Below are 23,616 nucleotides of genomic sequence, written 5' to 3'. Positions count from 1 at the left end.
GCAGGGGCGCCGTGGCTCAGGCGGCATCCTCGAGCCGGTCGGGCAGGGCGCGTGGCGGCAGGCCGGCCACCGCCTCGGCGATGGCCTGGATATGCGCCGGGGTGGTGCCGCAGCAGCCGCCGACCAGGTTGAGCAGGCCGGCTTGGGCGAACTCGCGCAGGGTGGTGGCCATTTCGTCGGGGGTTTCGTCGTACTCGCCGAACGCATTGGGCAGGCCGGCGTTGGGGTGGGCGCTGACCAGGCAGTCGGCCACGGTGGACAGGGTTTCCACGTGCGGGCGCATGTCGGTGGCGCCCAGCGCGCAGTTCAGCCCCACCGACAGCGGGCGGCTGTGCGCCACCGAGGCGTAGAAGGCCTCGGCGGTCTGCCCGGACAGGGTGCGGCCGGACGCGTCGGTGATGGTGCCGGAGATCATGATCGGCAGGCGCGCGCCGCGGTCGTCGAAGGCTTCTTCGATCGCGAACAGCGCGGCCTTGGCGTTGAGCGTGTCGAAGATGGTCTCGACCATGAGGGTATCGGCGCCGCCGTCGATCAGGCCGTCGATGGCTTCGCGGTAGGTCTCGCGCAGCGCATCGAAGCTGGTGTTGCGGAACCCCGGGTCGTTCACGTCCGGGCTGATCGATGCGGTGCGGCTGGTCGGGCCGAGCACGCCGATCACAAAGCGCGGCTTGCCCGGGGTGGTGGCGGCCACCGCATCGCAGCAGGCGCGCGCCACCGCGGCACCGGCCTTGTTGAGCTCATAGACCAGGTGCTCGAGATGGTAGTCGGCCTGGCTGACCGAGGTTGCGTTGAAGGTATTGGTTTCCACCAGGTCCGCGCCGGCCTGCAGGTAGGCAGTATGGATGCCGGCGATCACCTCGGGCTTGCTGAGCAGCAGCAGGTCGTTGTTGCCCTTGAGGTCGTGGCCTTCCGGGGCCGGCCCGTCATGCGCGCAGCCCGGGCCATGGGCATGGTCGTAGCCGTCGGCGAAACGCTGGCCGCGGTAATCCTCTTCTTCCAGCCCGTGGCGCTGGATCATGGTGCCCATGGCGCCATCGATGATCAGGATGCGCTGGGCCAGGGCCTGTTGCAGGGCGTGGACGCGTTCGGGGTGCAGCCAGGGCAGGGATGACATGGGCGGGCCTCAGGGCTTGCTGGCGATCAGCGAAATGACTTCGAAATGCGGCGGGCGCTTTTCGCGGGTCACCGTTTCCAGGTTGGAGACGACCAGACCGGCCTTCTCGGCGAACTTGCGCAGTTCCTTGTCGCTGAAGCCCAGGTTGACGTGGCCATAGGCCTCCACCGCTGCCTTGTGCTCGTGGCGGGCCAGGCTGCACAGCAGCAGGCGGCCGCCCGGGCGCAGCACGCGCGCGCCTTCGGCGACGGCCTGGGCCGGTTTGGCGGCATAGGTCAGGGCGTGCATCAGTACCACCAGGTCGAAACTGCGGTCCTTGAACGGCAGGGCGTGCATGTCGCCTTCGCGCACTTCCACATTGGCCAGCCGGCGCAGGCGTTCGCTGGCGGCAGCCACCACGCGCGCGCTGGTGTCGATGCAGATATAGCGTTTGGCATGCGGGGCGACCAGTTCGGCCAGTACGCCGTCGCCGGAGGCGATGTCGAGCACGTCGCCGGTTTCCAGCAGCGGCAGCGCGGTGCGCGCCAGCGCCTCCCAGGTGCGGCCGGGGGAATAGTGGCGCTCCATGTCGCCGGCCACGCTGTCGGCCCAGTTCTGGTCGGCCGCGCGGCTGGCCAGTACCGAGGCCACCCGTTCGGCATCCTGGCGCAGCAACGGATCGTCGCTGCCGGTGCTGAGCGCATGCCACAATGCGCGCTGGGCCGGGTCCAGCGCGGCATCGTCGAAGCGGTAGTAGGCCGATACCCCGGAGCGGCGGTCGCGGACCAGGCCGGCTTCCTTGAGGCGGGCCAGGTGGGTGGACACCCGCGGCTGGGCCAGCGTGGTGATGGCCGACAGCTCGGCCACGGTCAGCTCCTCCTGCTCCAGCAAGGTGAGCAGGCGCACACGGGTGGCGTCGGCGAATACCTTCAGCCGGACCGACCAGTCCTCCAGATCCATAAATATCTACCTATCGCGATATAGAGATATTTTCGTCCCTCGGCCCCGGCGCGGTCAAGTCAGCCCCGATCCACCGCCGCTGGGTACAATGCCGCACCATTTTCCCGGGAGGGTGCTGTGGATTTCAGTTTCACCGAAGAGCAGCTGATGCTGCAGGACGTCGCGCGGCGCATCGCGCAGGAAAAGATCGCGCCCAGCGCCGAGCACCATGACCGGACCGGCGAGTTCCCCCTGGACAACATCCGCCTGTTGGGCGAAAACGGCCTGATGGGCATCGAAGTGCCGGCCGAGTATGGCGGCGCGGGCATGGACCCGATCGCCTATGTGCTGGCGATGGTGGAGGTGGCCGCCGGCGATGCGGCGCATTCGACCATCATGTCGGTGAACAACTCGCTGTTCTGCAACGGCATCCTGACCCATGGCAGCGAGGCGCAGAAGCAGAAGTACGTGCGCGCCATTGCCGAGGGCGAGGCGATCGGCGCCTTTGCGCTGACCGAGCCGCAGTCCGGTTCGGACGCCACGGCGATGCGCTGCCGGGCGGTCAAGCAGGCCGACGGCAGCTTCGTGATCAACGGCAAGAAGAGCTGGATCACCTCCGGCCCGGTAGCCAAGTACATCGTGCTGTTTGCGATGACCGACCCGGACCAGGGCGCGCGCGGCATCACCGCGTTCATGATCGACACCGACAAGCCCGGCTTCCACCGCGGCAAGACCGAGCCGAAGCTGGGCATCCGCGCCTCGGCTACCTGCGAGATCGAGTTCCAGGACTACCAGGCTGCTGCCGAGGACGTGCTGGGCAAGGAAGGCGAGGGCTTCAAGATCGCCATGGGCGTGCTCGACGCCGGCCGCATCGGCATCGCCTCGCAGGCGATCGGCATCGCCCGCGCGGCCTATGAGGCGACCCTGGAGTACGTGCGCGACCGCAAGGCCTTTGGCGCTGCGATCGGCACCTTCCAGATGACCCAGGCCAAGATCGCCGACATGAAGTGCAAGCTGGACGCGGCCTTGCTGCTGACCCTGCGTGCGGCATGGGTGAAGGGGCAGGGCAAGCGTTTCAGCAACGAGGCGGCGATCGCCAAGCTGACCGCGTCCGAAGCGGCGATGTGGATCACCCACCAGGCCGTGCAGATCCACGGCGGCATGGGGTATTCCAAGGAAATGCCGCTGGAACGTTACTTCCGCGATGCCAAGATCACCGAGATCTACGAGGGTACCTCGGAGATCCAGCGGCTGGTGATCGCGCGCAACGAGACCGGGTTGCGCTGAACCTGGTTGGGTTGAATCGAAGAGGCCACGACCGCATGTCGTGGCCTTTTTTTGGGGTTCTTCGACGATTTGCGTGGGAGGTCAGCTGCAAAGCACGGCCTCAGATCAAAGGCCGTGATCTAGGTTTGCGCTGATGGGGCTGGCGCGGATGGGTTGGCGGGACACGCCGTGAACCCATCCGTGGGGGCTTGGCGAAAACATCCATGTTTTCGACAGTCCCGCCAACCCATCCGCGCCAACCCTCCACACTTGGCTGGCACGCATGGGAAAGCGTAGGTCCGAGCCACGCTCGGACAACGTGATGCCGAGGCGAAGCGTGTCCGACCATGGGTCGGACCTACCCTGATGGGGTTGCCGGGAACTGGAGCAGTAGGGCCGAGCGCTGGTCGGACGCTGTTGCCGTTGTTGCTGTTGCTGTTGCTGTTGCTGTTGCTGTTGCTATTGCTATTGACCTTGATCTACCTCCCCCTTGGAGCGAGCCGAGCATCGCAGCGGCGGCAAGGGCGAAGAGGTGCGGGTGTCTGAGCGCAGCGAGTTCCGCACCGTCCCTTGCCGACGCGAGAAGCGCAGGGCACCGGCAGGCGTAGCCTGACGGCGAGCGGACGGGGCGTGTTCTTTGGTTACTTTCTTGCACGAGCAAGAAAGTGACTCGCGCCCCGTAGGGGCACGAAACGCTTTTAAAGTTATCCGCGAAGCGGAAACAGCAACGCCAATGCATCCGACAATGGCCGGCTGTAGTCCCGCACATAGGCGAAGAACCACAAAAAAACCCGCGGAGGCTGGAGGGATGTCCAACGTCCGCGGGTCGGTTCAACGCGCCGGGCCTTTCGCTTCAGCGCATCACCGCCGGATCAACGATCCGGACGGTGCGCGGCGTTGCCTTCGCTCTGGCGTTCCAGGAACTCCCTGGACGGCTCGTCCAGCTTGTCGCCCAGCATGCGCCGCACCACCACGAAGAACACCGGGATCATCAGCAGGCCCAGGAAGGTGGCAAACACCATGCCGCCGATCACGCCGGTACCGATGGCGTGACGGGCATTGGCACCGGCGCCGGTGGAAATGGCCATCGGGATCACGCCCATGATGAAGGCGAACGAGGTCATCAGGATCGGGCGGAAGCGCAGGCGCGAGGCCTCGATGGTGGCTTCGCGCAGGTTCTTGCCCGCCGCGCGTTGCTCCACCGCGAACTCCACGATCAGGATCGCGTTCTTGGCCGCCAGGCCAATCACCGTGATCAGGCCGATCTTGAAGTACAGGTCGTTGGGCAGCCCGCGCGCGAGCGAGAACGCCAGCGCACCGAGCACGCCCAGCGGCACCACCAGCAGCACCGCCACCGGGATCGACCAGCTCTCATACAGCGCGGCCAGGCACAGGAACACCACCACGATCGACAACACCAGCAGCAGCGTGGCCGCGTTGCCGGCCAGGATCTCCTGGTAGGACATGCCCGACCAGTCGTAGCCGAAGCCGGCCGGCAGGTCGTCGGTGACGATCCGCTGCATGGCGTCCATCGCCTCGCCCGAGCTGCGCCCCGGTGCCTGCGAACCGACGATGTTGATCGCCGAGTAGCCGTTGTAGCGGCTCAGCGACGGCGGCGCGGAGACCCACTCGGACTTGACCACGGTGCTCAGCGGAATCATCGCCGGGGTACCGTCGGGGTTGGTCTGCAGCGCGCTGGGCGTGTAGAAGCTGTTCAACGACTCGGCACCGGTGCGGTACGGGCCATCGGCCTGCATGGTCACCCGCTTGATGCGGCCTTCATAGAAGAAGTCGTTGACGTACACCGGGGCCAGCATCAGCTGGATGGTGCTGTACACGTCCGACACCGACAGGCCCATGGTCTGGGCCTGCACGCGATCCACGTGCAGCTGCAGCTGCGGGGCGTTTTCCAGGCCGTTGGGGCGCACGCCGGTGAGCAGTTCGCTCTCCTGCGCGGCCTTGCCCAGCAGGATGTTGCGGGCCTCGGTGAGTTTCTCGAAGCCGGCACCGCCGCGGTCCTGCAGCCACATGTCAAAGCCGCCGAACTGGCCCAGGCCCTGCACGGTGGGCAGGTTGACCACGAAGATCTGGGCTTCCTTGATCCCGTAGAACGCGCCGTTCATGTTGTTGATGAACTCGGGCACGGTGATGTCGCGGTCGGCCCAGGGCTTGAGCCGGATGAAGCCCATGCCGACGTTTTCGCCGGAACCGACGAAGCTGAAACCGGCCACCTGCAGCATGCCTTCGAAGCCATCCTGCTTTTCCAGCACGCCGCGCATCTGCGCGAAGGTGGCGTTGGTCTGGGCCTTGGTCGAGCCCGGCGGCAGCTGCACGATCGCCAGCGCATAGCCCTGGTCTTCCTCGGGCAGGAAGCTGCCGGGCATGCGCGTGAACAGGAAACCGCACAGCACGGTGAGCACCACGAACAGGATCATCCAGCGCGGCGCGTGCTTCACCGCCGAGGTGATGTGGCCCACGTAGGTATTGCTGACCTTGTCGTAGTACTTGTTGAAGGTACGGTAGACGATGTTGGGGTGGTCGTTGTGGGTCGGCTTGAGGAAGGTCGCGCACAGCGCCGGGGTGAAGCCCAGCGCCAGGAACGCCGAGAACCCCATCGCAATGGCGATGGTCAGGGCGAACTGCTTGTAGATCTCACCGGCCGCGCCGCCCTGCAGGGCCGAGGGAATGAACACCGCCGCCAGCACCACGGTGATGGCCACCACCGCACCGGTGATCTGGGTCATGGCCTTCTGGGTGGCGGCCTTGGGCGGCAGCTTCTCCTCGGTCATGATCCGCTCGACGTTCTCGATCACCACGATCGCGTCATCGACCACGATGCCGATCGCCAGCACCATCGCAAACAGGGTCAGCTGGTTGATGGTGAAGCCGATGATGCTCATGCCCAGGAAGGTGCCGAGCAGCGCCACCGGGATGACCAGGGTGGGGATCAGGGTGGCGCGGAAGTTCTGCAGGAAGATCAGCATCACCAGGAACACCAGGAACACCGCTTCGATCAGCGTCTTGACCACTTCCTCGATCGAGATCTTGACGAAGGTGGTGCTGTCGTACGGCGAGAACCAGCTCACCCCGGCCGGGAAGCTGGGCTGCAGCTCGTCCATCTTGGCGGTGACCGCGTTGGCCACGTTCAGGGCATTGGCGCCGGGCAGCAGCTGGATCGCGAAGGCGCCGGTGGGCTTGCCGTTGTACTGGGTGTCAAAGCCGTAGTTGTTGGCGCCGAAGGCGATCCGGGCCACGTCCTTGAGCATCACCCGCGAACCGTCGGCATTGGCGCGCAGGATGATGTTCTCGAACTCCTGCGGCGAGCTGAAGCGGCCCTCGGCCGAGACCGTGGCGGTGAAGTAATGCCCGGCCGGGGACGGGTCCGAGCCCAGCGAGCCGGCAGCGAACTGCACGTTCTGGTTCTTGATCGCGGCCAGCACCTGGCTGGCCGACAGGCCGTAACCCTGCATCTTCTCCGGATTGAGCCAGATGTTCATGGCGTACTCCGAACCGAACTGCTGGGTGCTGCCCACGCCGGGGATGCGTGAGATCTGGTCGAGCACGCGTGACCCGACGATGTCGTTGAGCGCGTCGCGGTCGATCGCCGCGCTGTCGGACTGCAGCGCCACCACCATCAGGAAGCCGGCGTTGGCCTTGGCCACCACCACGCCCTGCTGGGTCACTTCGGTGGGCAGGCGCGGGGTGGCCAGCGACACCTTGTTCTGCACCTGGACCTGGGCGATGTCCGGATCGGTACCGGTTTCGAAGGTCAGGGTGATGCTGGCGCGGCCGTTGGAGGCCGAGGACGAGTTGAAGTACAGCAGGTGATCGATACCGGTCAGCTGCTGCTCGATCACCTGGGTGACCGACTTTTCGGTGGTGTCGGCGCTGGCGCCGGGGTAGGTGGCGCTCACCGTCACCTGGGGCGGTGCGATGCTTGGATAGGACTCCACGCCCAGGCCAAGGATCGAAATCACGCCCGAAAGCGAGATCAGGATCGCGACCACCCAGGCGAATACCGGGTGTTCAATGAAAAATTTAGGCATGACCGAGGGTTCCCGTTATTGCTTGTTCGGTTCGGCGGCCGGAGCGGCGTCGGACGTGTCGGCGGCGGCATCGGCCGGCGCGGCGGCAGGCTTGGCCGCCGCGGCCGGGGCGGCGCCTGCCGCGGCGGGGGCCTTGCCGGTGCCGTTGGCAGCGGCCGGGGTCCACGGGGTGGCCTTGGCCGGCGCGCCTTCCTTGACCTTCTGCACGCCGGCCACGATCACCTGGTCGCCGTTGTCCAGTCCACCGCTGACCAGCCAGTTGCTGCCCTGCTGGCCTTCGCTCTTGACGTTCTTGCGGACCACCTTGCCGTCCTTGCCGACCACCATGACATAGCCGCCGACGGTGTCGCGCTGCAGGGCCTGCAACGGCACCAGGAAGGCGTTGTTGCGCTCGCCCAGGGTGGCCTGGAAGCTGACGAAGGCACCCGGCAGCAGGATCTGCTGCGGGTTGGGCAGCACCGCGCGCAGCGAGACCGCGCCGGTGGCCGGGTCGACCGTGGTCGAGGAGAAGTCCAGCGTGCCCGGCTGGTCGTAGACGCTGCCGTCGGACAGCTTGACCTGCACGGTGGACTTGCCGTCCCCGCTCAGGGCCAGCTGGCCCTTGGCCTGGGCGGCGCGCATCTGGGTCAGCTCGTCCACGCTCATCGAGAAGTTCACGTACAGCGGGTCCAACTGGTCCACGGTGGTCAGCAGGGTCACATCGCCCTGGCCGACCAGGGCGCCTTCGGTAACCTGCTGCTTGCCGGCGCGGCCGCTGATCGGCGAGGTCACTTCGGCATAGCCGAGGTTGATCTTCGCGCTGGTCAGGGCGGCCTGGGCCTGCTGGACGGCCGCCGCAGCGGTGCGTTCGGCCGCTTCGGCGCTGTCCAGGTCCGAGCGCGAGACGAACTTCTGCGGGGCCAGCGAGCGGGCGCGGTTGGCCGCGGCCTTGGCATTGGCGTAGGTGGCCTGGGCCGAGGCCAGTTCGGCCTGCGAGGCGTTCAGCGAGGCGCGCAGCGGGGCCGGGTCGATCAGGAACAGGACCTGGCCCTGGCGGACATCGGCCCCTTCCTGGTAGACGCGCTTGAGCAGCACGCCCGGTACCCGGGCGCGCACATCGGCGCTGCGGAACGGCGACAGCCGGCCGACCAGCTCACGCTGCAGCGGCAGGGTCTGCGGTTTGGCTTCGATCACGCCCACTTCCGGCGGCGGGGGCATCTGCTGCTCTGGCTTCTTGCAGGCGGTCAGTGCAACAGCAACTGCGCACGTCAGGGCAAGGGTGCGGAGTGGGGCGATCATCAGGAGAAACTCCGGTGTTGGTTTGAAGAAGGGTCCGGGGCCGCTTCGGGCGTGGCGAACGCGCGCAGGAAGCTGTCGACGGAAAATTCTGCCCAGCGGCGGCGCACGGTGGCGTCGGCGCGATGGGGGGTATGGAAGCGCTGCTTTTCGACATCCAGGCCGATCAGCATGCTCAATAGCAGTTCGGCCATGAAGTGCGGGTCGTCATGCCGCAACTGGCCACGGGCGCAGCGCGTATCGATCCATTCAGCAACGTGAATAAGTAGCGCCCCGGCGCCGTCGCGGTAGAGCGCGCGGGCTTCCTGGGGGAACTGGCCCGAATCGGCGGCGATCAGCCGGCGGGCCTGGATCACATGGGGTTGGTTGCTGTGCTCCAGGTAGTCGGTGGCGAACTGCAGCAGGCTGCCGCGCAGGTCGCCTTCGTCCAGGCTGTGCAGGCCGGCGGTGGCGCGGCTGACATGCCGTTGCATCACCCGGCGCAGCAATTCCTGTTTGCTGCCGTAGCGGCTGTAGAGGGTCTGCTTGGAGCAGCCGGCCTGCTGGGCCACCGAGTCCATGCTGATCTGCATGCCCTGGGTGGCGAACAGGTCGCGCACGGCGTCGAACACGCGCTGGTCGCGCGCATCCATGGCGCTGGCGGCGGGGTGTGGGGGAGTCACGGGGTGGACTATACCGTCCAGTTCACAATTGGAGAAGCCTTGCATTTCGCTGGCGTGTGATGGCCGACGTCAAGTTGCAACCGCAGCGGCCGATGCTGGCGAGCATGGCATCGCGCAGGGGGCGTCCGTACCCGGCCGGATCGCGCGGTGTCGATGTAAACGGCACCCAACCCGAAATGGCTTATTCCGTCCTGCAGCAAGGTATTTTTGTGCGGTAGGCCTACAATTTCATTTTCCCAACTGGGCAACACCACCGCTCCGTCATGAAACCGCAGAAACCAGCAGCCAAGACCGTGAAAAACAAATCCACCCCAGCCGATACGCAGACTGTTTCGCCAGTGGGCTTCTCGCTGGAGCCGGTGTACACGGCCTTGCGCAAGCGTTACCCGGCGGCCGGGCAGGCCGAAGCAGTGGCGTTCGCCGCCGGCTTCTACAAGCGCATGGAGCCGGACGAGTTCCCGCACCATACCGCCGAGGAGTGGGCCGCCCTGGCCGCCGACACGCTGGAGTTCGCGCGTGTCCGCAAGTCGGGCAAGGCCAATGTGCGCGTGTTCAACCCGAGCCTGAAGGGCAACGGGTGGGAATCGGCGCACACGGTGCTGCAGATCGTCAACGACGACATGCCGTTCCTGGTCGACACGGTGACCATGTCGCTGGCCGAGCACGGCATCGGCGTGCACGTGCTGGGCCACCCGGTGCTGCGCTTTGCGCGCGACAAGGCCGGCAAGCTCTCCGGCGTTGGCCAGGGCAATGCCGAGTCGGTGATGCTGCTGGAAATCGACCGCCAGCCGGCCGATGCCATGGCCGACGTCGAAAAGGCGATCACCAAGGCGCTGGACGAAGTGCGGGCCATCGTGCGCGACTGGGAGGCCATGCGCGGCAAGGCGCTGGCCCTGGCCGAGGACCTGGGCAGCCGCCAGCTGCCGGTGGATGCCGCCTCGCGCGGCGAGGCGCAGGAATTCCTGCGCTGGGCCGCCGACAACCACTTCACCTTCTTCGGCTACCGCGAATACCGCGTGGAGAAGCAGGGCAAGGAAGAGGTGCTGGCACCGCTCAACGATACCGGCCTGGGCCTGATGCGCGGGCAGGACAAATCCGCCGCGCGCCCGGTCAAGACCCTGGCCGCGCAGGGCCTCAACGCCACCACCGGGTTGAAGGACGCGCTGATCCTGACCAAGACCAATGCCCGTTCGCGCGTGCACCGTTCCGGTTACATGGATTACATCGGCGTGCTGGAATTCGACGCCAAGGGCAAGATCATCGGCGAACAGCGCTTCCTGGGTCTGTTCACCTCCAGCGCCTACAACCGCCGCCCGTGGGAAATCCCGCTGGTGCGCCAGCGCCACGAATACGTGATGAGCCAGTCCGGCCTGGCCCCGGCCAGCCACAGCGGCAAGGCGCTGCGCCACATCCTGGAAACCCTGCCGCGCGAAGAACTGTTCCAGTCCAGCGAGGACGAGCTGTTCCGCACCGCCATGGGCGTGCTGGGCCTGCAGGAACGCGTGCGCAGCCGCCTGTTCCTGCGCCGCGACAAATACAGCCGCTTCATCTCCGCACTGGTCTACCTGCCGCGCGAACGCTTCAACACCGATGTGCGCCTGCGCATCGAAGCCATGCTCAAGGACGCGCTGCAGGGCGAGTACGTGGACAGCTCGGTGGTGCTGGGCGAATCGCCGCTGGCCCAGGTGCACCTGATCGTGCGCCCCAAGGCCGGCCAGACCCTGGAAGTGGACACCAGCGAACTGGAACAGAAGCTGGCCCAGGTGTTGCGCAACTGGCAGGACGACCTGCGCGAAGCGCTGGTGGCCCGCCACGGTGAAAGCGAAGGCCTGCGCATCGCCGCCCGCATCGGCAAGGCGCTGCCGGCCGGCTACATCGAAGACTCCAGCACCGAGATCGCCGCCAACGACGTCAGCCAGCTCGATGCGCTGACCGGCCCGGACGACCTGCGCCTGAGCCTGCAGGCCGTGCAGCGCGAAGGCGGCGATGGCCTGCGCCTGAAGCTGTACCGCCAGCTGGACGACATTCCGCTGTCGGACGCGCTGCCGATGATGGAAAACATGGGCCTGCGCGTGATCGCCGAGCGTCCGTACCGCCTGACGGTGGACAACGCGCCGGTGTATGTGCAGGACTTCGAAGTGGAATCGGTGGCCGGCGCGATCGACGCCGCCAGCGTGGATGCCGCCTTCGGTGAAACCTTCGCCCGCGTCTGGCACGGCGATGCCGAGAACGACGGCTTCAACCGCCTGGTACTGGCCGCCGGCCTGCATTGGCGCCAGGTGGCGATGCTGCGTGGCTACTGCAAGTACCTGCTGCAGACCGGCGTGCCGTTCTCGCAGGCCTACGTGGAAGGCACGTTCGCCCGCTACCCGCTGCTGGCCCGCCTGCTGGTGGAGCTGTTCGAAGCGCGCTTCGACCCGGCCACCGGCAACGAAAGCAAGGACGCCATCGCCGAAGGCCAGGCCCAGCTGCGCACGCACTTGAATGTGCTGTCCGGCGGCGACGAGGCCACCTTGAAGGTGCTCAAGACCGTGGTCGAGGCCCGCAAGGGCGACCGCAAGGCACAGATGGATGCCGCTCGCGAGGCCCTGCTCAAGCTGATGGACCGCGTCTCCAGCCTGGATGAAGACCGCATCCTGCGCAGTTTCATGGGCGTGATCGACGCCACCCTGCGCACCAGCTACTACCAGACCGATGCCGACGGCCAGCCGGGCCACTGCATCAGCTTCAAGTTCGATTCGGCGCTGGTGCCGGACCTGCCCAAGCCGCGCCCGTACCGCGAAATCTTCGTGTATGGCCCGCGCGTGGAAGGCACCCACCTGCGCTTTGGCGCGGTGGCCCGCGGCGGCCTGCGCTGGTCGGACCGTCGTGAAGACTTCCGTACCGAAGTGCTGGGCCTGGTCAAGGCGCAGATGGTCAAGAACACCGTCATCGTGCCGGTCGGCGCCAAGGGCGGCTTCTTCGCCAAGACGCCGCCGCTCAACAGCGACCGCGACGCGGTGTTCGCCAACGGCGTGGCCTGCTACAAGCTGTTCATCCAGGGCCTGCTGGACATCACCGACAACATCGTCAACAACAAGATCGTGCCGCCGGTGGACGTGGTCCGCCACGACATGGACGACCCGTACCTGGTGGTGGCCGCCGACAAGGGCACGGCGACCTTCTCCGACATCGCCAACGGCCTGGCCCTGGCCCATGGCTTCTGGATGGGCGATGCGTTCGCTTCCGGCGGTTCGGTCGGTTACGACCACAAGGGTATGGGCATCACCGCGCGCGGTGCGTGGGAGTCGGTCAAGCGCCACTTCCGTGCGCTGGGCCGCGACAGCCAGAGCCAGGACTTCACCGCGGTGGGCGTGGGCGACATGTCCGGCGATGTGTTCGGCAACGGCATGCTGTTGTCGCGCCACATCCGCCTGGTCGCCGCGTTCGACCACCGCCACATCTTCCTGGACCCCAACCCGGATGCGGCCACCACTTTCGTCGAACGCGAGCGCCTGTTCACCGTGCCGCGCTCCAGCTGGGCCGACTACGACGCCAAGCTGATCAGCAAGGGCGGCGGCATCTTCCCGCGCACGCTGAAGTCGATCGAACTGACCCCGCAGGTGCGTGAGGTGCTGGGCCTGGACGACAGCGTCAAGGCGCTGTCGCCCAACGACCTGATGAGCGCCATCCTCAAGGCCCCGGTGGACCTGCTGTGGAACGGCGGCATCGGTACCTACGTCAAGGCCGCCAGCGAGCAGCACAGCGACGTGGGCGACCGCGCCAACAACGCACTGCGCGTCAACGGTGGCGAGCTGCGCTGCAAGGTGGTGGGCGAGGGCGGCAACCTGGGCATGACCCAGCTGGGCCGCATCGAGGCTGCCCAGGCCGGGGTGCTGCTCAACACCGACTTCATCGACAACTCTGCCGGCGTGGATACCTCCGACCACGAAGTCAACATCAAGATCCTGCTCAACGATGTGGTGCGGGCCAAGAAGTTGACCATCGAACAGCGCAACAAGCTGCTGGCCTCGATGACCGACGAAGTGGCCGCGCTGGTGCTCAACGACAACTACCGCCAGAACCAGGCCCTGAGCCTGATGGAGCGGATGGCGGTCAAGCGCCTGGGCTCCAAGCAGCACTTCATCCGTACCCTGGAACAGCAGGGCCTGCTCGACCGCCAGATCGAGTTCCTGCCGTCGGACGCCGAGCTGTCGGCCCGCAAGGCGCGCGGCCAGGGCCTGACCCGTCCGGAGCTGTCGGTGCTGTTGTCCTATTCCAAGCTGGTGGCCTTCCAGCAGCTGCTCGAATCGGACATCCCCGAAGACCCGTACCTGTCCAAGGAGCTGCAGCGTTACTTCCCCACGCCGCTGCAGAAGAAGTACGCCGACGCGATGGAGCGCCACCGCCTGAAGCGCGAAATCATCGCCACGGCAGTGACCAACCAGACCATCAACCGGATGGGCGCCACCTTCCTGATGCGCATGCAGGAAGACACCGGCCGCAGCGTGGCCGAGGTCGCCAAGGCCTATACGATCAGCCGTGAAACGCTGGACGCGCGCGCGCTGTGGGCGCAGATCGACGCCCTCGACGGCACCTTGCCCGAGTCGGTGCAGATCGACGCGCTGGAAGTGATCTGGAAGCTGCAGCGTTCGTTCGTGCGCTGGCTGCTGTCGCGCCAGGGCGCGATGCCGGGCATCACCGAAGCGGTCAACCGTTACCAGGCCGCCTTCAACGATATCCGCGTGGCCTCCGGCGTGCTGCCCGATTCGCAGCGCCCGGCCTACGAGGCCAGCGTGGCCGAGTGGAAGGAAAAGGGCCTGCCGCCGGCACTGGCGCAGCAGTTGTCCGAGCTGCAGTTCCTGGAACCGGCGTTCGACATCATCGAACTGGCCCGGACCCGCAAGCTCAAGCCGGTGGATGTGTCCAAGATCCACTTCCGCCTGGGCGATGCCCTGCAGCTGCCGTGGCTGTTCGAGCAGATCGATGCGCTGGAGGTCAACGGCCGCTGGCACGCGGTGGCCCGTGGCGTGCTGCGCGACGAGCTGGCCGCCCATCATCGCAACCTGGCTGCCCAGGTACTGTCGATGAAGGGTGGCAGCGCCGAAGCCAAGGTAGCCGCATGGATCGGCCGTGACGACAGCAGCCTGCGCTTCACCCTGGCGATGCTGCAGGAGCTGGCCGAGCAGAAGACGCTCGACTACCCGACGGTGTCGGTGGCGGTGCAGCGCCTCGGCCAGCTGGCCGCGCACGGCGCGTAACTGGCGCGGTGGTGCCGGGCTCTGCCCGGCAATGGCTACATGACAAGGCCCCGCCACCGGCGGGGCCTTTTCTTTAGAAGCTTGGTCGCGGTCTTCGATCGGATCTGCGGCGCGCGTTGAAGCAGACGCGGCTGCCGATGGGTCGAGTGCGGGGCCGCCATACCCTTGCCTGCGAATGTCCCCCGGCGTCGGCCTTCGGCCGCCCCCTCCTCCTTTACTTCGCCACAAGGGCATGGCGGCCCCGCACTCGCCCCACCGGCGTTGGCACCGTGACATCCGCTTTTCCCTGCGGACCGCAAGCCGAGCCCCGTCGCGGCCGGTAGGTCCCTGGCAAAGTAAAGGAGGAGGGGGCGGCCGCAGGCCGACGCCGGGGGACATTTGCATAGGGGCCTGCCGGCCGCGACGGGGCCCTCAACGCTCGCGGCAGATCTGATCGAAGACCATGCGCCAAGCTTCCAAAGCCCTTCCGTGCCGCGACCGGGTATGCTTCCTGCACATGCCATTCGCAGAAACCCCATGAGCGATTCCCCCCGCGTCGCCTTCCTGGCCAGCAACACCGAGGCAGCGCAGCAGGCGTTGGCGCAGATGGTGGCCCGCTACGGCGACCATCCGCCGGAACAGGCCGATGTGCTGTGCCCGCTGGGGGGCGATGGGTTCATGCTGCAGACCCTGCATCGCCACGGGGCGCTGGGCCTGCCGGTGTTCGGCATGAAGCTGGGCACGGTGGGGTTCCTGATGAACCAGTACCGTGAAGATGACCACGACCTGCCGGCGCGGCTGGCGGCGGCCGAGCCGGCCAACCTGCGCCCGCTGGAGATGCTGGCGCTGACCGAATCGGGTACCACCACCGGCTCGCTGGCCTATAACGACGTCTCACTGCTGCGCCAGACCCGCCAGGCCGCGCATATCGGCGTGGACCTCAACGGCCAGGAACGGGTGGCCGAGCTGATCGGCGACGGCGTGCTGGTGGCCACCCCGGCCGGCAGCACCGCCTACAACTATTCCGCGCATGGCCCGATCCTGCCGCTGGGCTCGCATACCATCGCGCTGACCCCGCTGGCGCCCTACCGCCCGCGGCGCTGGCGCGGGGCCATCCTCAAGGCCGACACCGAAGTGCGGTTCCGGGTGCTGGACCCGTACAAGCGCCCGGTCAGCGTCACCGCCGACTCGCACGAGACCCGCGACGTGATCGAAGTGACCATCCGCGAGTCGCGCGAGCGCCGGGTGACCCTGCTGTTCGATCCGGAACACAACCTGGAAGACCGGATCCTCAGCGAACAGTTCATGTTTTGACCGACAATAGCTCGCCGGCCACGTTGGCCGCATTGGATCTGTGACTGCCATGGGCGACAACACCCCCCGTTTGCTGACCGTAGCTGTGACCTCGCGCGCCCTGTTCGACCTGGAAGAGGGCCATGCGCTGTTCGAGGCCGAAGGCGTGGATGCCTACGCCGAGTACCAGCGCCAGCACGAGGACGACGTGCTGCGTCCCGGCGTGGCCTTCCCGGTGGTGCGCAAGCTGCTGGCGCTCAACCAGGGCCAGTCGCCGGAGTCGCCGCGGGTGGAAGTGATCCTGCTGTCGCGCAACTCGGCCGATACCGGCCTGCGCATCTTCAATTCGATCCAGCACTACGGGCTGGGCATCATCCGCGCCACCTTCACCGCCGGCGAGCCCACCTGGCCGTACGTCAAGCCGTTCGGCACCGACCTGTTCCTGTCGGCCAATCCCGAATCGGTGCGTCGCGCGCTGGCCCATGGCATTGCCGCGGCCACCATCCTGCCCAAGCCGCCGGGCGAGACCATCGCCGCGGCCGAGCAGGTCGACCTGGGCCGGCCGCTGGGCCAGCTGCGCATCGCCTTCGACGGCGATGCGGTGATTTTCGGCGATGAAAGCGAACGCATTTCGCGCGAGCAGGGCGTGGAGGCCTTCGGCCGGCACGAGCGCGAGAACGCGCGCGAGCCGCTCAGTGGCGGCCCGTTCCGCAATTTCCTCTCGGCCCTGCATACCCTGCAGGCGGTGTTCCCGTCCGGCGAAGATGCGCCGATCCGCACCGCGCTGGTCACTGCGCGTTCGGCGCCGGCGCATGAGCGGGTGATCCGCACCCTGCGCGAGTGGGGCGTGCGCCTGGACGAGGCGCTGTTCCTCGGCGGCCGCCACAAGGGGCCGTTCCTGGAGGCGTTCGGCGCGGACATCTTCTTCGACGATTCCCAGCACAACATCGACAGCGCCCGCCAGCACCAGAGCGTGGCCGCCGGGCACGTGCCGCATGGCGTGGCCAACGACGGGTGATCCACCGCCGGGACGGCCGGTGCGGGCGCCGGCGGTAGGCCGCCACCGTTGGTGGTGGCGCGTACCGGTGATCGGCACCGCATCGTATCCACCAACGGTGGCTACCTACCGCGTTGGGGGTGGTGCGTCGCTGAGCGGCAGTTGGATATCCACCAGTTTCCAGCGCAGGCCCGAGCGCTGCAGCACGAATACCAGCGGCGCGCCCTGTGGGGTGCGGGCGGTGGCGGTGAAGCGCGACAGCGACTGGAAACGATGCTCGGCGCCCTGCAGTGGCCGCGGCTTGCGCGGCGCGGCGTAGGCGTCGCTGCTTTCCAGGTCGTTGCTGGCGCGCTTCCACAGGGTATGACCTTCCAGCAATGCGTCGATCCCGGTCGGGGTGACCATCGCGTCCACCGCGGTGCCGGTGAGCTTCTCGCTGGCACCCAGCAGCAGCGCGCCGAGCAGGTTCGATTGCAGCTCCGGCCCGGCACGGCGCACCATGTAGTCGTTGAGCTGGGCGCGCAGGTTGGCGCGCAGCATCGGGAAATCGACATAGCGGTCGAGCTTGGCGGTGTCGCCGGTTTCGATCGCCTGGGCCAGGCCGCGCAGGGTCAGGTAGGGGCCGCTGACGCCGATCCCGCCCAGCAACAGCAGCACGGCCAGCAGCACCCAAGGCAGTTTCTTCATGTATCACGCATCGGCAGGAGTCCTCGATGAGCTTGCCGCAGCGCGCGTCAATCGGCGTGAAGGCCGCCGGCCCAGGCGCGGGTTGATGGTCAGAATTCCAGGTCCAGTGCCGCGCACAGGTAGTCCACGAACGGGCCGAGGATGGCCAGGTCGGCGGCCAGGGTCTGGCGCAGCCGCGGGCCGGTCATCACCGCATCGTCCAACGCGCGCCAGAACACCCAGTTGCGGTGCTTGAGATCGTCGATGAACTCGAAGTCCGGCTCGAAGCCGCGCGGCGCCCGCACCAGCTTTTCGCTTTGTTCGAAGTCGAATTTCCTGCGCAGCACCGGCGAGTGCGCAGCGGCCTTCCAGCTGCCCGGGTTGTCGACGATGAAGTGCCGCAGCTTGCGCTGGGTGGCCGGCTCGGGGTGCCACAGGCCGGCGCCGACGAAGCTGCCGCCGGGCTGCAGGTGGATGTAGAACGACGGCGCCGGCACCTGCTTGCGGCGCTCATGGAACAACCGCGCGCCCTGCCAGGTCTTGTACGGCGACTTGTCATTGGAGAAGCGCGCATCACGGTAGATGCGGAACAGCGAGCCGCCGACGCTGCGTGGGTCGGCGCGGAAGTGCGGGCTGACCGCGGCCAGGTCCGGCTGCAGGTCGGTGATCAGGCGCAGGAACGGTTCGCGTACGTGCGCTTCGTACTTGGGCTTGTGCTCGTTGAACCAGGTCTTGTCGTTGTGGCGGGCCAGCCCGCGCAGGAAGGTGAAGCTGGCAGGGGTGAAATAGGTACTCACAGGCTCTGCTCCAGGTGGGTGCCCCAGTCGCGCAGCTGCTGCAACAACGCCAGCTTGCCCGGGTCGGTGGCGTGCTCGGTGGCCAGCGCCTCCAGCTGCGCGCGGTACTGCGGCAGGGTCTGCTCGCCCAGCGCGGCGTCGCCCAGCAGGCGCTGGCGGCGGTAGTGGTTCCAGCGCGTGCGCTCGGTCGCATCCAGGCTGTCGGGATGGTTGCGCGCGCGGTAGCGGAACAGCAGCTCGGGCATGCGCGGATCGCGCAGGCGCTCGGCGAAGCTGGCCAGCTCGGCCGGCGGGCTGGTGCGGATGCGGGCCATCAAGGCCTTGTCGCCATCGGCAAGGAAGCCGTCATACAGCGAGGCGTCGACATCGCTGGGGCCCAGTGCGCGCTCGCCGCCGAACACCTGGCGGACCTTCTCGGCCAGCGCCGGGCCCAGCGCGCGCAGCTGCGCGGCCTTGGCCTCGATCGCGGCCACGTCCAGGCCCAGGCGCGCATGGTCGGCCGGGCGCAGGTGGTTCCATGCCACCAGCGCCGGCACCTTGTTGAGGTGCACTTCCTTGAGCGGCACGCGCTGCTCGCCTTCGGCCATGTCCGCCGCGCGGGTATACAGGCGTGCGGCGATGGTTTCCGGCGGCAGCTCCAGCAGCGGCGCGATGTCGCCGTCCAGGTCGAGCACGATGACGCGGTTGTTGATGAACGGGTGGCGCGCCAGCGGCAGCACCGGGGCGGCGCACAGCCGCTGGGCCGGGTAGCGCATGGAAATGTGCAGCACCGGCTGCATCGCATCGACATCCAGCAGGCCGCCGACAAAGCGCTTGTCGCGCAGCTTCAGCGCGTACTCCCACAACCGCGGCTGGGCCTGCTTGAACAACCGGGCCAGGCCGATGGTGGCATGCACGTCCGACAGCGCTTCGTGGGCGTCGCCCTGGCGCACCTGGTTGGCGCTGGCCAGGTGTTCGAGCTTGAACGAGGTGGCGCCGTCTTCGCGCTGTGGCCAGACCACGCCGTCCGGGCGCAGTGCATGCAGCAGGCGCATCATGTCCAGCAGGTCCCAGCGCGAGTTGCCGTTGCGCCACTCGCGCTCGTAGGGATCGTAGAAATTGCGGAACAGGCCGTGGCGGACGAACTCGTCGTCGAAGCGCAGCGTGTTGTAGCCCAGCGTGCAGGTGCCCGGCCGCGCCATCAGGTCGTTGATGCGCGAGAACGCCTCGGCTTCGCTGATGCCTGCCTGCAGCGCGTGCTGCGGGGTGATCCCGGTGATCAGGGTGGCGATCGGCGAGGGCAGGATGTCGTCGGCGGGCTTGACGTAGAAGCTGACCGGCTCGTCGATGATGTTCAGGTCGGCATCGGTGCGGATGCCGGCGAACTGCGCGATGCGGGTACGGCGCGGGTCCTGGCCGAAGGTTTCCAGGTCGTAGAACAGGAAGCTGTCAGTCATCAGTGCGCGCCCTCCAGCACGGGGAGCTGCGCGTGCACGATGCGCTCCAGCGCGGTCCAGTCGATGCGGTCCAGGCTGTCGTGCCCGGCGATGGCGTCCTGGAGGATGCGCCGCTGCAGTTCGGTGCGTTCCAGCGCCACCGCGTACGGGGTGTGCAGGAAGGTGACCATCGTGTAATGCGGCACGAAGCGGGTCGGCCAGCGCGCCTGCAGTTCCTGTTCCAGTTCGCGCTGGAGCAGGAACTGCGGGTCGGCGACGCGGTCGCGCATTTCCAGGTAGTTTTCCAACGCCATCTGCTGGATGGCCTGGGCGTTGGGCTTGCGGTCGGCCTCGAAGGCGGCGAAGGCCTCGGCCAGCGAATCCTGTTCCAGCAGGTGGCCGGCCAGCGCGATGCAGTCCTCAAAGGCGCAGTTCATGCCCTGGCCGTGGAAGGGCACCATCGCGTGGGCGGCGTCGCCGAGCAGCACCGCGCGGCCCTGCAGGTGCCAGTGGGCCAGGTGCAGGGTGCCGAGCAGCCCGGGCGGATGTTCTTCCCAGTCGCGGCGCAGGTTGGGGATCAGCGCCAGCGCGTCGGGGAAATCGCGCGCGAACAGGGCTTCGGCTTCGGCGCCGCTGTTGGTGGTGGCAAAACTCGGGTCGCCTTCGTTGGGCAGGAACAGGGTGACGGTGAAGGTGCCTTCGTGGTTGGGCAGGGCGATGCACATGTAGTGCCCGCGCGGCCAGATGTGCAGCGCATTGGCCTCGATGCGGAAGCCGCCGTCGGCGGTCGGCGGGATCTCCAGCTCCTTGTAGGAGTGGTCAAGGAATTCGGTGCGTTCGTCCAGCGGCTGTTTGCGGTTCATCGCCGCGCGCAGGGCCGAGCCGGCACCGTCGGCCCCGATCAGGGTGTCGAAGCGGATGTCGAAGCGGATGTCGTGCGGCTGGTCGTCGCGGTCGTCGATGAAGCGCGCGTAGCCGGCGTCGAAGTCGACCGTATGCAGGCGGCGGTGGAAATGCACGGTGGCGCCGGCGTCTTCGGCCAGCTGCAGCAAGGTGGTATTGAGGTCCCTGCGGTGGATCGACCAGATCACCTCGCTGTCGTCGCGGCCATAGCGTTGCAGCTGCGGCTGGCCCTGGCGCGGGTGGACCATGCGCCCGCGCATCATCACCGCCTTGGCCATCACCGCGTCTTCGACGCCGGCCTGGCGCAGCGCATTGCGGCCGCGTTCGGCCAGCGCCAGATTGATCGAGCGGCCGGACTCGTAGTCGCTCACGCGCGGGTCGCCGCGGCGTTCGTACAGGGTGATCCGCCAGCCCTGGCGGGACAGCAGGATGGCCAGCAGGGAGCCGGCCAGGCCGGCGCCGATGATGCTCAGCGAGCGGGAGGGGGTAGCGATCAAGGCGGTGTCCGTGGGGGCGGGGAGGGCAGGCGGGCTTACAGGCCTGCCCAGGCTTCCACTTCGTCGATGAAGTGGTGCAGGTCCTGGTAGCGGTTGTACAGCGGGGTGGGCGAGATGCGGATGACATCCGGCTCGCGCCAGTCGCCGAGCACGCCGACGGTCTGCAGGTATTCGAACAGGCTGCGGCCGCGTTCGCGGCCGCCGGCCACGCGCAGCGAAAGCTGGCAACCGCGGCGGTCCGGTTCGGTGGGGGTGAGCACGTCGAGTACGCCGGGCAGGCGGGCGCGCACCAGGGCATCGAGCAGGCCGGTCAGGCGCAGCGATTTGTCGCGCATGGCGGCGATGCCACCGGCCTTGTCGACCACGTCCAGGGCCGCGCGCAGCGGCGCCAGGCCGAGCACGGGCGGGTTGCTGAGCTGCCAGCCCTCGGCTCCGACGGCCGGGACGAACTGCGGGGCCATCTTGAAGCGGGTGGCTTCTTCGTGCCCCCACCAGCCGGCGAAGCGGGGCAGGCTGGTGTCGCGGTGGTGGCGTTCGTGCACGAAGCAGCCGGCAACCGCGCCGGGGCCGGCGTTGAGGTACTTGTAATGGCACCAGACCGCGAAGTCCGGGGCGATGTCGTGCAGCTGCAGCGGCACGTTGCCGACCGAGTGGGCCAGGTCGAAGCCGACCCGGGCGCCCTGCAGGCGCGCCATGCGGGTGATGGCATCGAGGTCGAACACCTGGCCGCTGCGGTACTGCACGCCGGGCCACAGCACCAGCGCCAGGCGCGGGCCGTGCTCGGCGATGGCGCGTTCGATGGCCTGCAGCGAGATCGTGCCGTTGGGTTCGTCGGGCTGGACTTCGATGAGGTCGGTGGCCGGGTCGAAGCCGTGGAAGCGGATCTGCGATTCGACCGCGTGGCGGTCGGTGGGGAAGGCGCCGGCTTCCATCAGGATCGCCGGACGCTGCGCGGTGGGCCGGTAGAAGCTGACCATCATCAGGTGCAGGTTGACGCTGAGGGTGTTCATGGCAACCACTTCAGACGGCAGGGCACCGACCACGCGGCCGAGCTGTTCGCTGACCAGGCGGTGGTAGCGCAGCCATTGGGTATCGCCGGTGAAGTGGCCTTCGACGGCCAGGCTGGCCCACTTGTCCATCACTTCCTGCACGGCGGCTTTGGCGCCGCGCGGCTGCAGGCCCAGCGAATTGCCGACGAAGTAGGTCTGGTCGCGGTGGTTGTGCTGGGGGAACACGAAGTCGTTGCGGATGGCGCGCAGCGGATCGGCGGCGTCCAGGGCAACGGCATGGGTGCGGCTGAGGATCTCGGACATGGTACGGCCAGCGGTGACAGTGGCCGACAGTTTACCGGGTGGTGGGGGTGTGGGCTGAATCTTGGGGGCGCTGGCAGGTTCAACGGCAACAGCAGCGAGTGTCAGCCCCGCTTGTGGGAGGGTCGGCATGGGTGGGGTTACGGGACACGCCGTAAATACATCCCTGTAGGCTCGTGAGCGCCATCCATGGCGCCCAACGGTCCCGTAACCCCACCCATGCCAACCCTCCGACGATTGACTGGTGGCCTGGGAAGAAGCGGGCAGGGCTGCGCCATGCTCGGCACCTCCCCACCTAAAAACAGGAAACCGTGTGCTCTTGGTGGAGCCGACCGCAGGTCGGCTGCATTCCGTTCGGAGGTCATGCTGCCACCGGGCGGGGAGAGGGTATCGGCAGTCGATCGAGGATCGACCCTACCAGCGCGTCTTGTTCGTGCATGAAACGCTGGGCGTCAAGCGATTTTCCCGTGAGCACCAGCCAGCTATGGAAGGGTTGGCGCGGGTGGGTTTGCGGGACTGTCGAAAACATGGATGTTTTCGCCAAGCCCCCAAGGATGGGTTTACGGCGTGTCCCGCAAACCCACCCGTGCCAACCCAGCCTATGGACACTGGACCGTGCAGCTCCAAGCTCTGTGGCTTCTCGGCTTCTCGGCTTCTCGGCTTCTCAGCCTTCAGCCTTCAGCCTTCAGCCTTCAGCCTTCAGCCGCAACAGCACCCGGCAACGGATCCACATGCCCACAATTCGCGCACGTCCGCAGTGCCAGCGAAGACTGATACCGCGCAAACACCTTCGGCAGATCGGTCTCGATGTTCTCCAGCGTGAAGTACTCTTCGTGCAGCTTGTGGTTGCACCGCTCACAGAACCACAGCAGCCCGTCGCGCTCGTGCGCCAGCCGCTTGCGTTCCACCACCAGCCCCACGCCACCGGCTGGGCGCCGCGGCGAATGCGGCACCTTGCCCGGCAGCAGGAAAATCTCGCCGGCGCGGATCGGGATGTCGCGCACCGCGCCGTCTTCCTGCACCTTCAGCACCATCTCGCCTTCGAGCTGGTAGAACCACTCCGGGCCCTCGTCGTAGTGGTAATCGGTGCGGCTGTTCGGCCCGCCCACCACCATCACGATGAAGTCGCCGTTGTCGATCATCTTGTTGCCCACCGGCGGCTTGAGCAGGTGCCGGTGTTCCTCGATCCAGGCCAGCAGATTGATGGGGGGGGCGAGCATGGGGGCGGTTCCGTGAGG

15 protein-coding genes are annotated in these 23,616 nt (G+C 67.3%); 4 read left to right on the top strand and 11 right to left on the bottom strand.

Going from position 1 to position 23,616, the window contains the following annotated elements; all coding sequences use genetic code 11:
• Window positions 1-16 precede the first annotated feature (16 nt).
• Together AC3ITM_RS11845 and AC3ITM_RS11840 are read right to left on the bottom strand one after the other, a co-directional pair.
• The gene (locus tag AC3ITM_RS11845) at window positions 17-1,114 is read right to left on the bottom strand and encodes a homocysteine S-methyltransferase family protein (RefSeq protein ID WP_489265213.1); all 1,098 of its coding nucleotides are present in this window, start codon (window positions 1,112-1,114) and stop codon (window positions 17-19) included.
• A gap of 9 nt (window positions 1,115-1,123) precedes the next feature.
• Entirely contained in the window at window positions 1,124-2,053 is a 930-nt protein-coding gene (locus tag AC3ITM_RS11840; protein WP_489265211.1) for an ArsR/SmtB family transcription factor, read from the bottom strand.
• A 117-nt stretch (window positions 2,054-2,170) separates the two neighbouring features.
• Here AC3ITM_RS11840 and AC3ITM_RS11835 point away from each other — a divergent pair, with 117 nt between their 5' ends.
• Window positions 2,171-3,319 carry an acyl-CoA dehydrogenase family protein gene (locus tag AC3ITM_RS11835; RefSeq protein ID WP_489265209.1) on the top strand — a complete coding sequence of 383 codons (1,149 nt, stop codon included), beginning with the start codon at window positions 2,171-2,173 and terminating at the stop codon, window positions 3,317-3,319.
• Between the two features lie 851 nt (window positions 3,320-4,170).
• Here AC3ITM_RS11835 and AC3ITM_RS11830 read toward each other — a convergent pair.
• From AC3ITM_RS11830 to AC3ITM_RS11820, 3 genes are read right to left on the bottom strand one after another with little or no spacing between them, the layout of a single operon-like run.
• Entirely contained in the window at window positions 4,171-7,344 is a 3,174-nt protein-coding gene (locus AC3ITM_RS11830; protein ID WP_228887127.1) for a multidrug efflux RND transporter permease subunit, read from the bottom strand.
• 15 nt (window positions 7,345-7,359) lie between these two features.
• The gene (locus AC3ITM_RS11825; RefSeq protein ID WP_228887128.1) at window positions 7,360-8,622 is read right to left on the bottom strand and encodes an efflux RND transporter periplasmic adaptor subunit; all 1,263 of its coding nucleotides are present in this window, start codon (window positions 8,620-8,622) and stop codon (window positions 7,360-7,362) included.
• Window positions 8,622-9,251 carry a TetR/AcrR family transcriptional regulator gene (locus AC3ITM_RS11820; protein ID WP_489270096.1) on the bottom strand — a complete coding sequence of 210 codons (630 nt, stop codon included), beginning with the start codon at window positions 9,249-9,251 and terminating at the stop codon, window positions 8,622-8,624. The genes AC3ITM_RS11825 and AC3ITM_RS11820 overlap by 1 nt, the downstream gene beginning before the upstream one ends.
• A gap of 293 nt (window positions 9,252-9,544) precedes the next feature.
• Here AC3ITM_RS11820 and AC3ITM_RS11815 point away from each other — a divergent pair, with 293 nt between their 5' ends.
• The 3 genes from AC3ITM_RS11815 (at window position 9,545) to AC3ITM_RS11805 (ending at window position 16,811) form a co-directional block, all read left to right on the top strand.
• Complete coding sequence (locus tag AC3ITM_RS11815; protein ID WP_489265208.1) at window positions 9,545-14,521, top strand: NAD-glutamate dehydrogenase; 4,977 nt, start codon at window positions 9,545-9,547, stop codon at window positions 14,519-14,521.
• A 516-nt stretch (window positions 14,522-15,037) separates the two neighbouring features.
• On the top strand, window positions 15,038-15,814 hold the full coding sequence (locus AC3ITM_RS11810) for an NAD kinase (protein ID WP_489265206.1): 777 nt from the start codon (window positions 15,038-15,040) through the stop codon (window positions 15,812-15,814).
• Window positions 15,815-15,863: 49 nt separating this feature from the next.
• Window positions 15,864-16,811: a 5'-nucleotidase gene (locus AC3ITM_RS11805; RefSeq protein ID WP_228887132.1), complete on the top strand. Its 948-nt coding sequence runs from the start codon at window positions 15,864-15,866 to the stop codon at window positions 16,809-16,811.
• Between the two features lie 105 nt (window positions 16,812-16,916).
• Here AC3ITM_RS11805 and AC3ITM_RS11800 read toward each other — a convergent pair whose 3' ends face one another.
• From AC3ITM_RS11800 to AC3ITM_RS11775, 6 genes are all read right to left on the bottom strand, one after another.
• Window positions 16,917-17,477, bottom strand: a complete 561-nt coding sequence (locus AC3ITM_RS11800; RefSeq protein ID WP_489265204.1) for a DUF2939 domain-containing protein — start codon at window positions 17,475-17,477, stop codon at window positions 16,917-16,919.
• Window positions 17,478-17,566: 89 nt separating this feature from the next.
• Complete coding sequence (locus tag AC3ITM_RS11795) at window positions 17,567-18,253, bottom strand: DUF2461 domain-containing protein (protein ID WP_489265202.1); 687 nt, start codon at window positions 18,251-18,253, stop codon at window positions 17,567-17,569.
• Window positions 18,250-19,689 carry an exodeoxyribonuclease I gene (gene sbcB, locus AC3ITM_RS11790; protein ID WP_489265201.1) on the bottom strand — a complete coding sequence of 480 codons (1,440 nt, stop codon included), beginning with the start codon at window positions 19,687-19,689 and terminating at the stop codon, window positions 18,250-18,252. Before sbcB ends, AC3ITM_RS11795 begins: the two co-directional genes overlap by 4 nt.
• Window positions 19,689-21,068 (bottom strand): FAD-dependent oxidoreductase, encoded by a 1,380-nt coding sequence (locus AC3ITM_RS11785; RefSeq protein WP_489265199.1) that lies wholly within the window; start codon window positions 21,066-21,068, stop codon window positions 19,689-19,691. Before AC3ITM_RS11785 ends, sbcB begins: the two co-directional genes overlap by 1 nt.
• Before the next feature lie 35 nt (window positions 21,069-21,103).
• Window positions 21,104-22,381, bottom strand: a complete 1,278-nt coding sequence (kynU, locus tag AC3ITM_RS11780; RefSeq protein WP_489265198.1) for a kynureninase — start codon at window positions 22,379-22,381, stop codon at window positions 21,104-21,106.
• 689 nt (window positions 22,382-23,070) lie between these two features.
• Window positions 23,071-23,598: a 3-hydroxyanthranilate 3,4-dioxygenase gene (locus AC3ITM_RS11775; RefSeq protein ID WP_489270095.1), complete on the bottom strand. Its 528-nt coding sequence runs from the start codon at window positions 23,596-23,598 to the stop codon at window positions 23,071-23,073.
• Window positions 23,599-23,616 lie beyond the last annotated feature (18 nt).

This window comes from Stenotrophomonas sp. KH_029, from assembly GCF_057839765.1.
This window is presented reverse-complemented; position numbering and strand designations above follow the sequence as displayed.

Excerpts from the sequence above, each read along its gene's own strand:
- AC3ITM_RS11810 (WP_489265206.1), top strand. The coding sequence starts at position 15,038 with ATGAGCGATTCCCCCCGCGTCGCCTTCCTGGCCAGCAACACCGAGGCA.
- AC3ITM_RS11775 (WP_489270095.1), bottom strand. The coding sequence starts at position 23,598 with ATGCTCGCCCCCCCCATCAATCTGCTGGCCTGGATCGAGGAACACCGG.
- AC3ITM_RS11825 (WP_228887128.1), bottom strand. The coding sequence starts at position 8,622 with ATGATCGCCCCACTCCGCACCCTTGCCCTGACGTGCGCAGTTGCTGTT.
- AC3ITM_RS11800 (WP_489265204.1), bottom strand. The coding sequence starts at position 17,477 with ATGAAGAAACTGCCTTGGGTGCTGCTGGCCGTGCTGCTGTTGCTGGGC.
- kynU (WP_489265198.1), bottom strand. The coding sequence starts at position 22,381 with ATGTCCGAGATCCTCAGCCGCACCCATGCCGTTGCCCTGGACGCCGCC.
- AC3ITM_RS11815 (WP_489265208.1), top strand. The coding sequence starts at position 9,545 with ATGAAACCGCAGAAACCAGCAGCCAAGACCGTGAAAAACAAATCCACC.
- AC3ITM_RS11805 (WP_228887132.1), top strand. The coding sequence starts at position 15,864 with ATGGGCGACAACACCCCCCGTTTGCTGACCGTAGCTGTGACCTCGCGC.
- sbcB (WP_489265201.1), bottom strand. The coding sequence starts at position 19,689 with ATGACTGACAGCTTCCTGTTCTACGACCTGGAAACCTTCGGCCAGGAC.
- AC3ITM_RS11830 (WP_228887127.1), bottom strand. The coding sequence starts at position 7,344 with ATGCCTAAATTTTTCATTGAACACCCGGTATTCGCCTGGGTGGTCGCG.
- AC3ITM_RS11845 (WP_489265213.1), bottom strand. The coding sequence starts at position 1,114 with ATGTCATCCCTGCCCTGGCTGCACCCCGAACGCGTCCACGCCCTGCAA.
- AC3ITM_RS11820 (WP_489270096.1), bottom strand. The coding sequence starts at position 9,251 with ATGGATGCGCGCGACCAGCGCGTGTTCGACGCCGTGCGCGACCTGTTC.
- AC3ITM_RS11840 (WP_489265211.1), bottom strand. The coding sequence starts at position 2,053 with ATGGATCTGGAGGACTGGTCGGTCCGGCTGAAGGTATTCGCCGACGCC.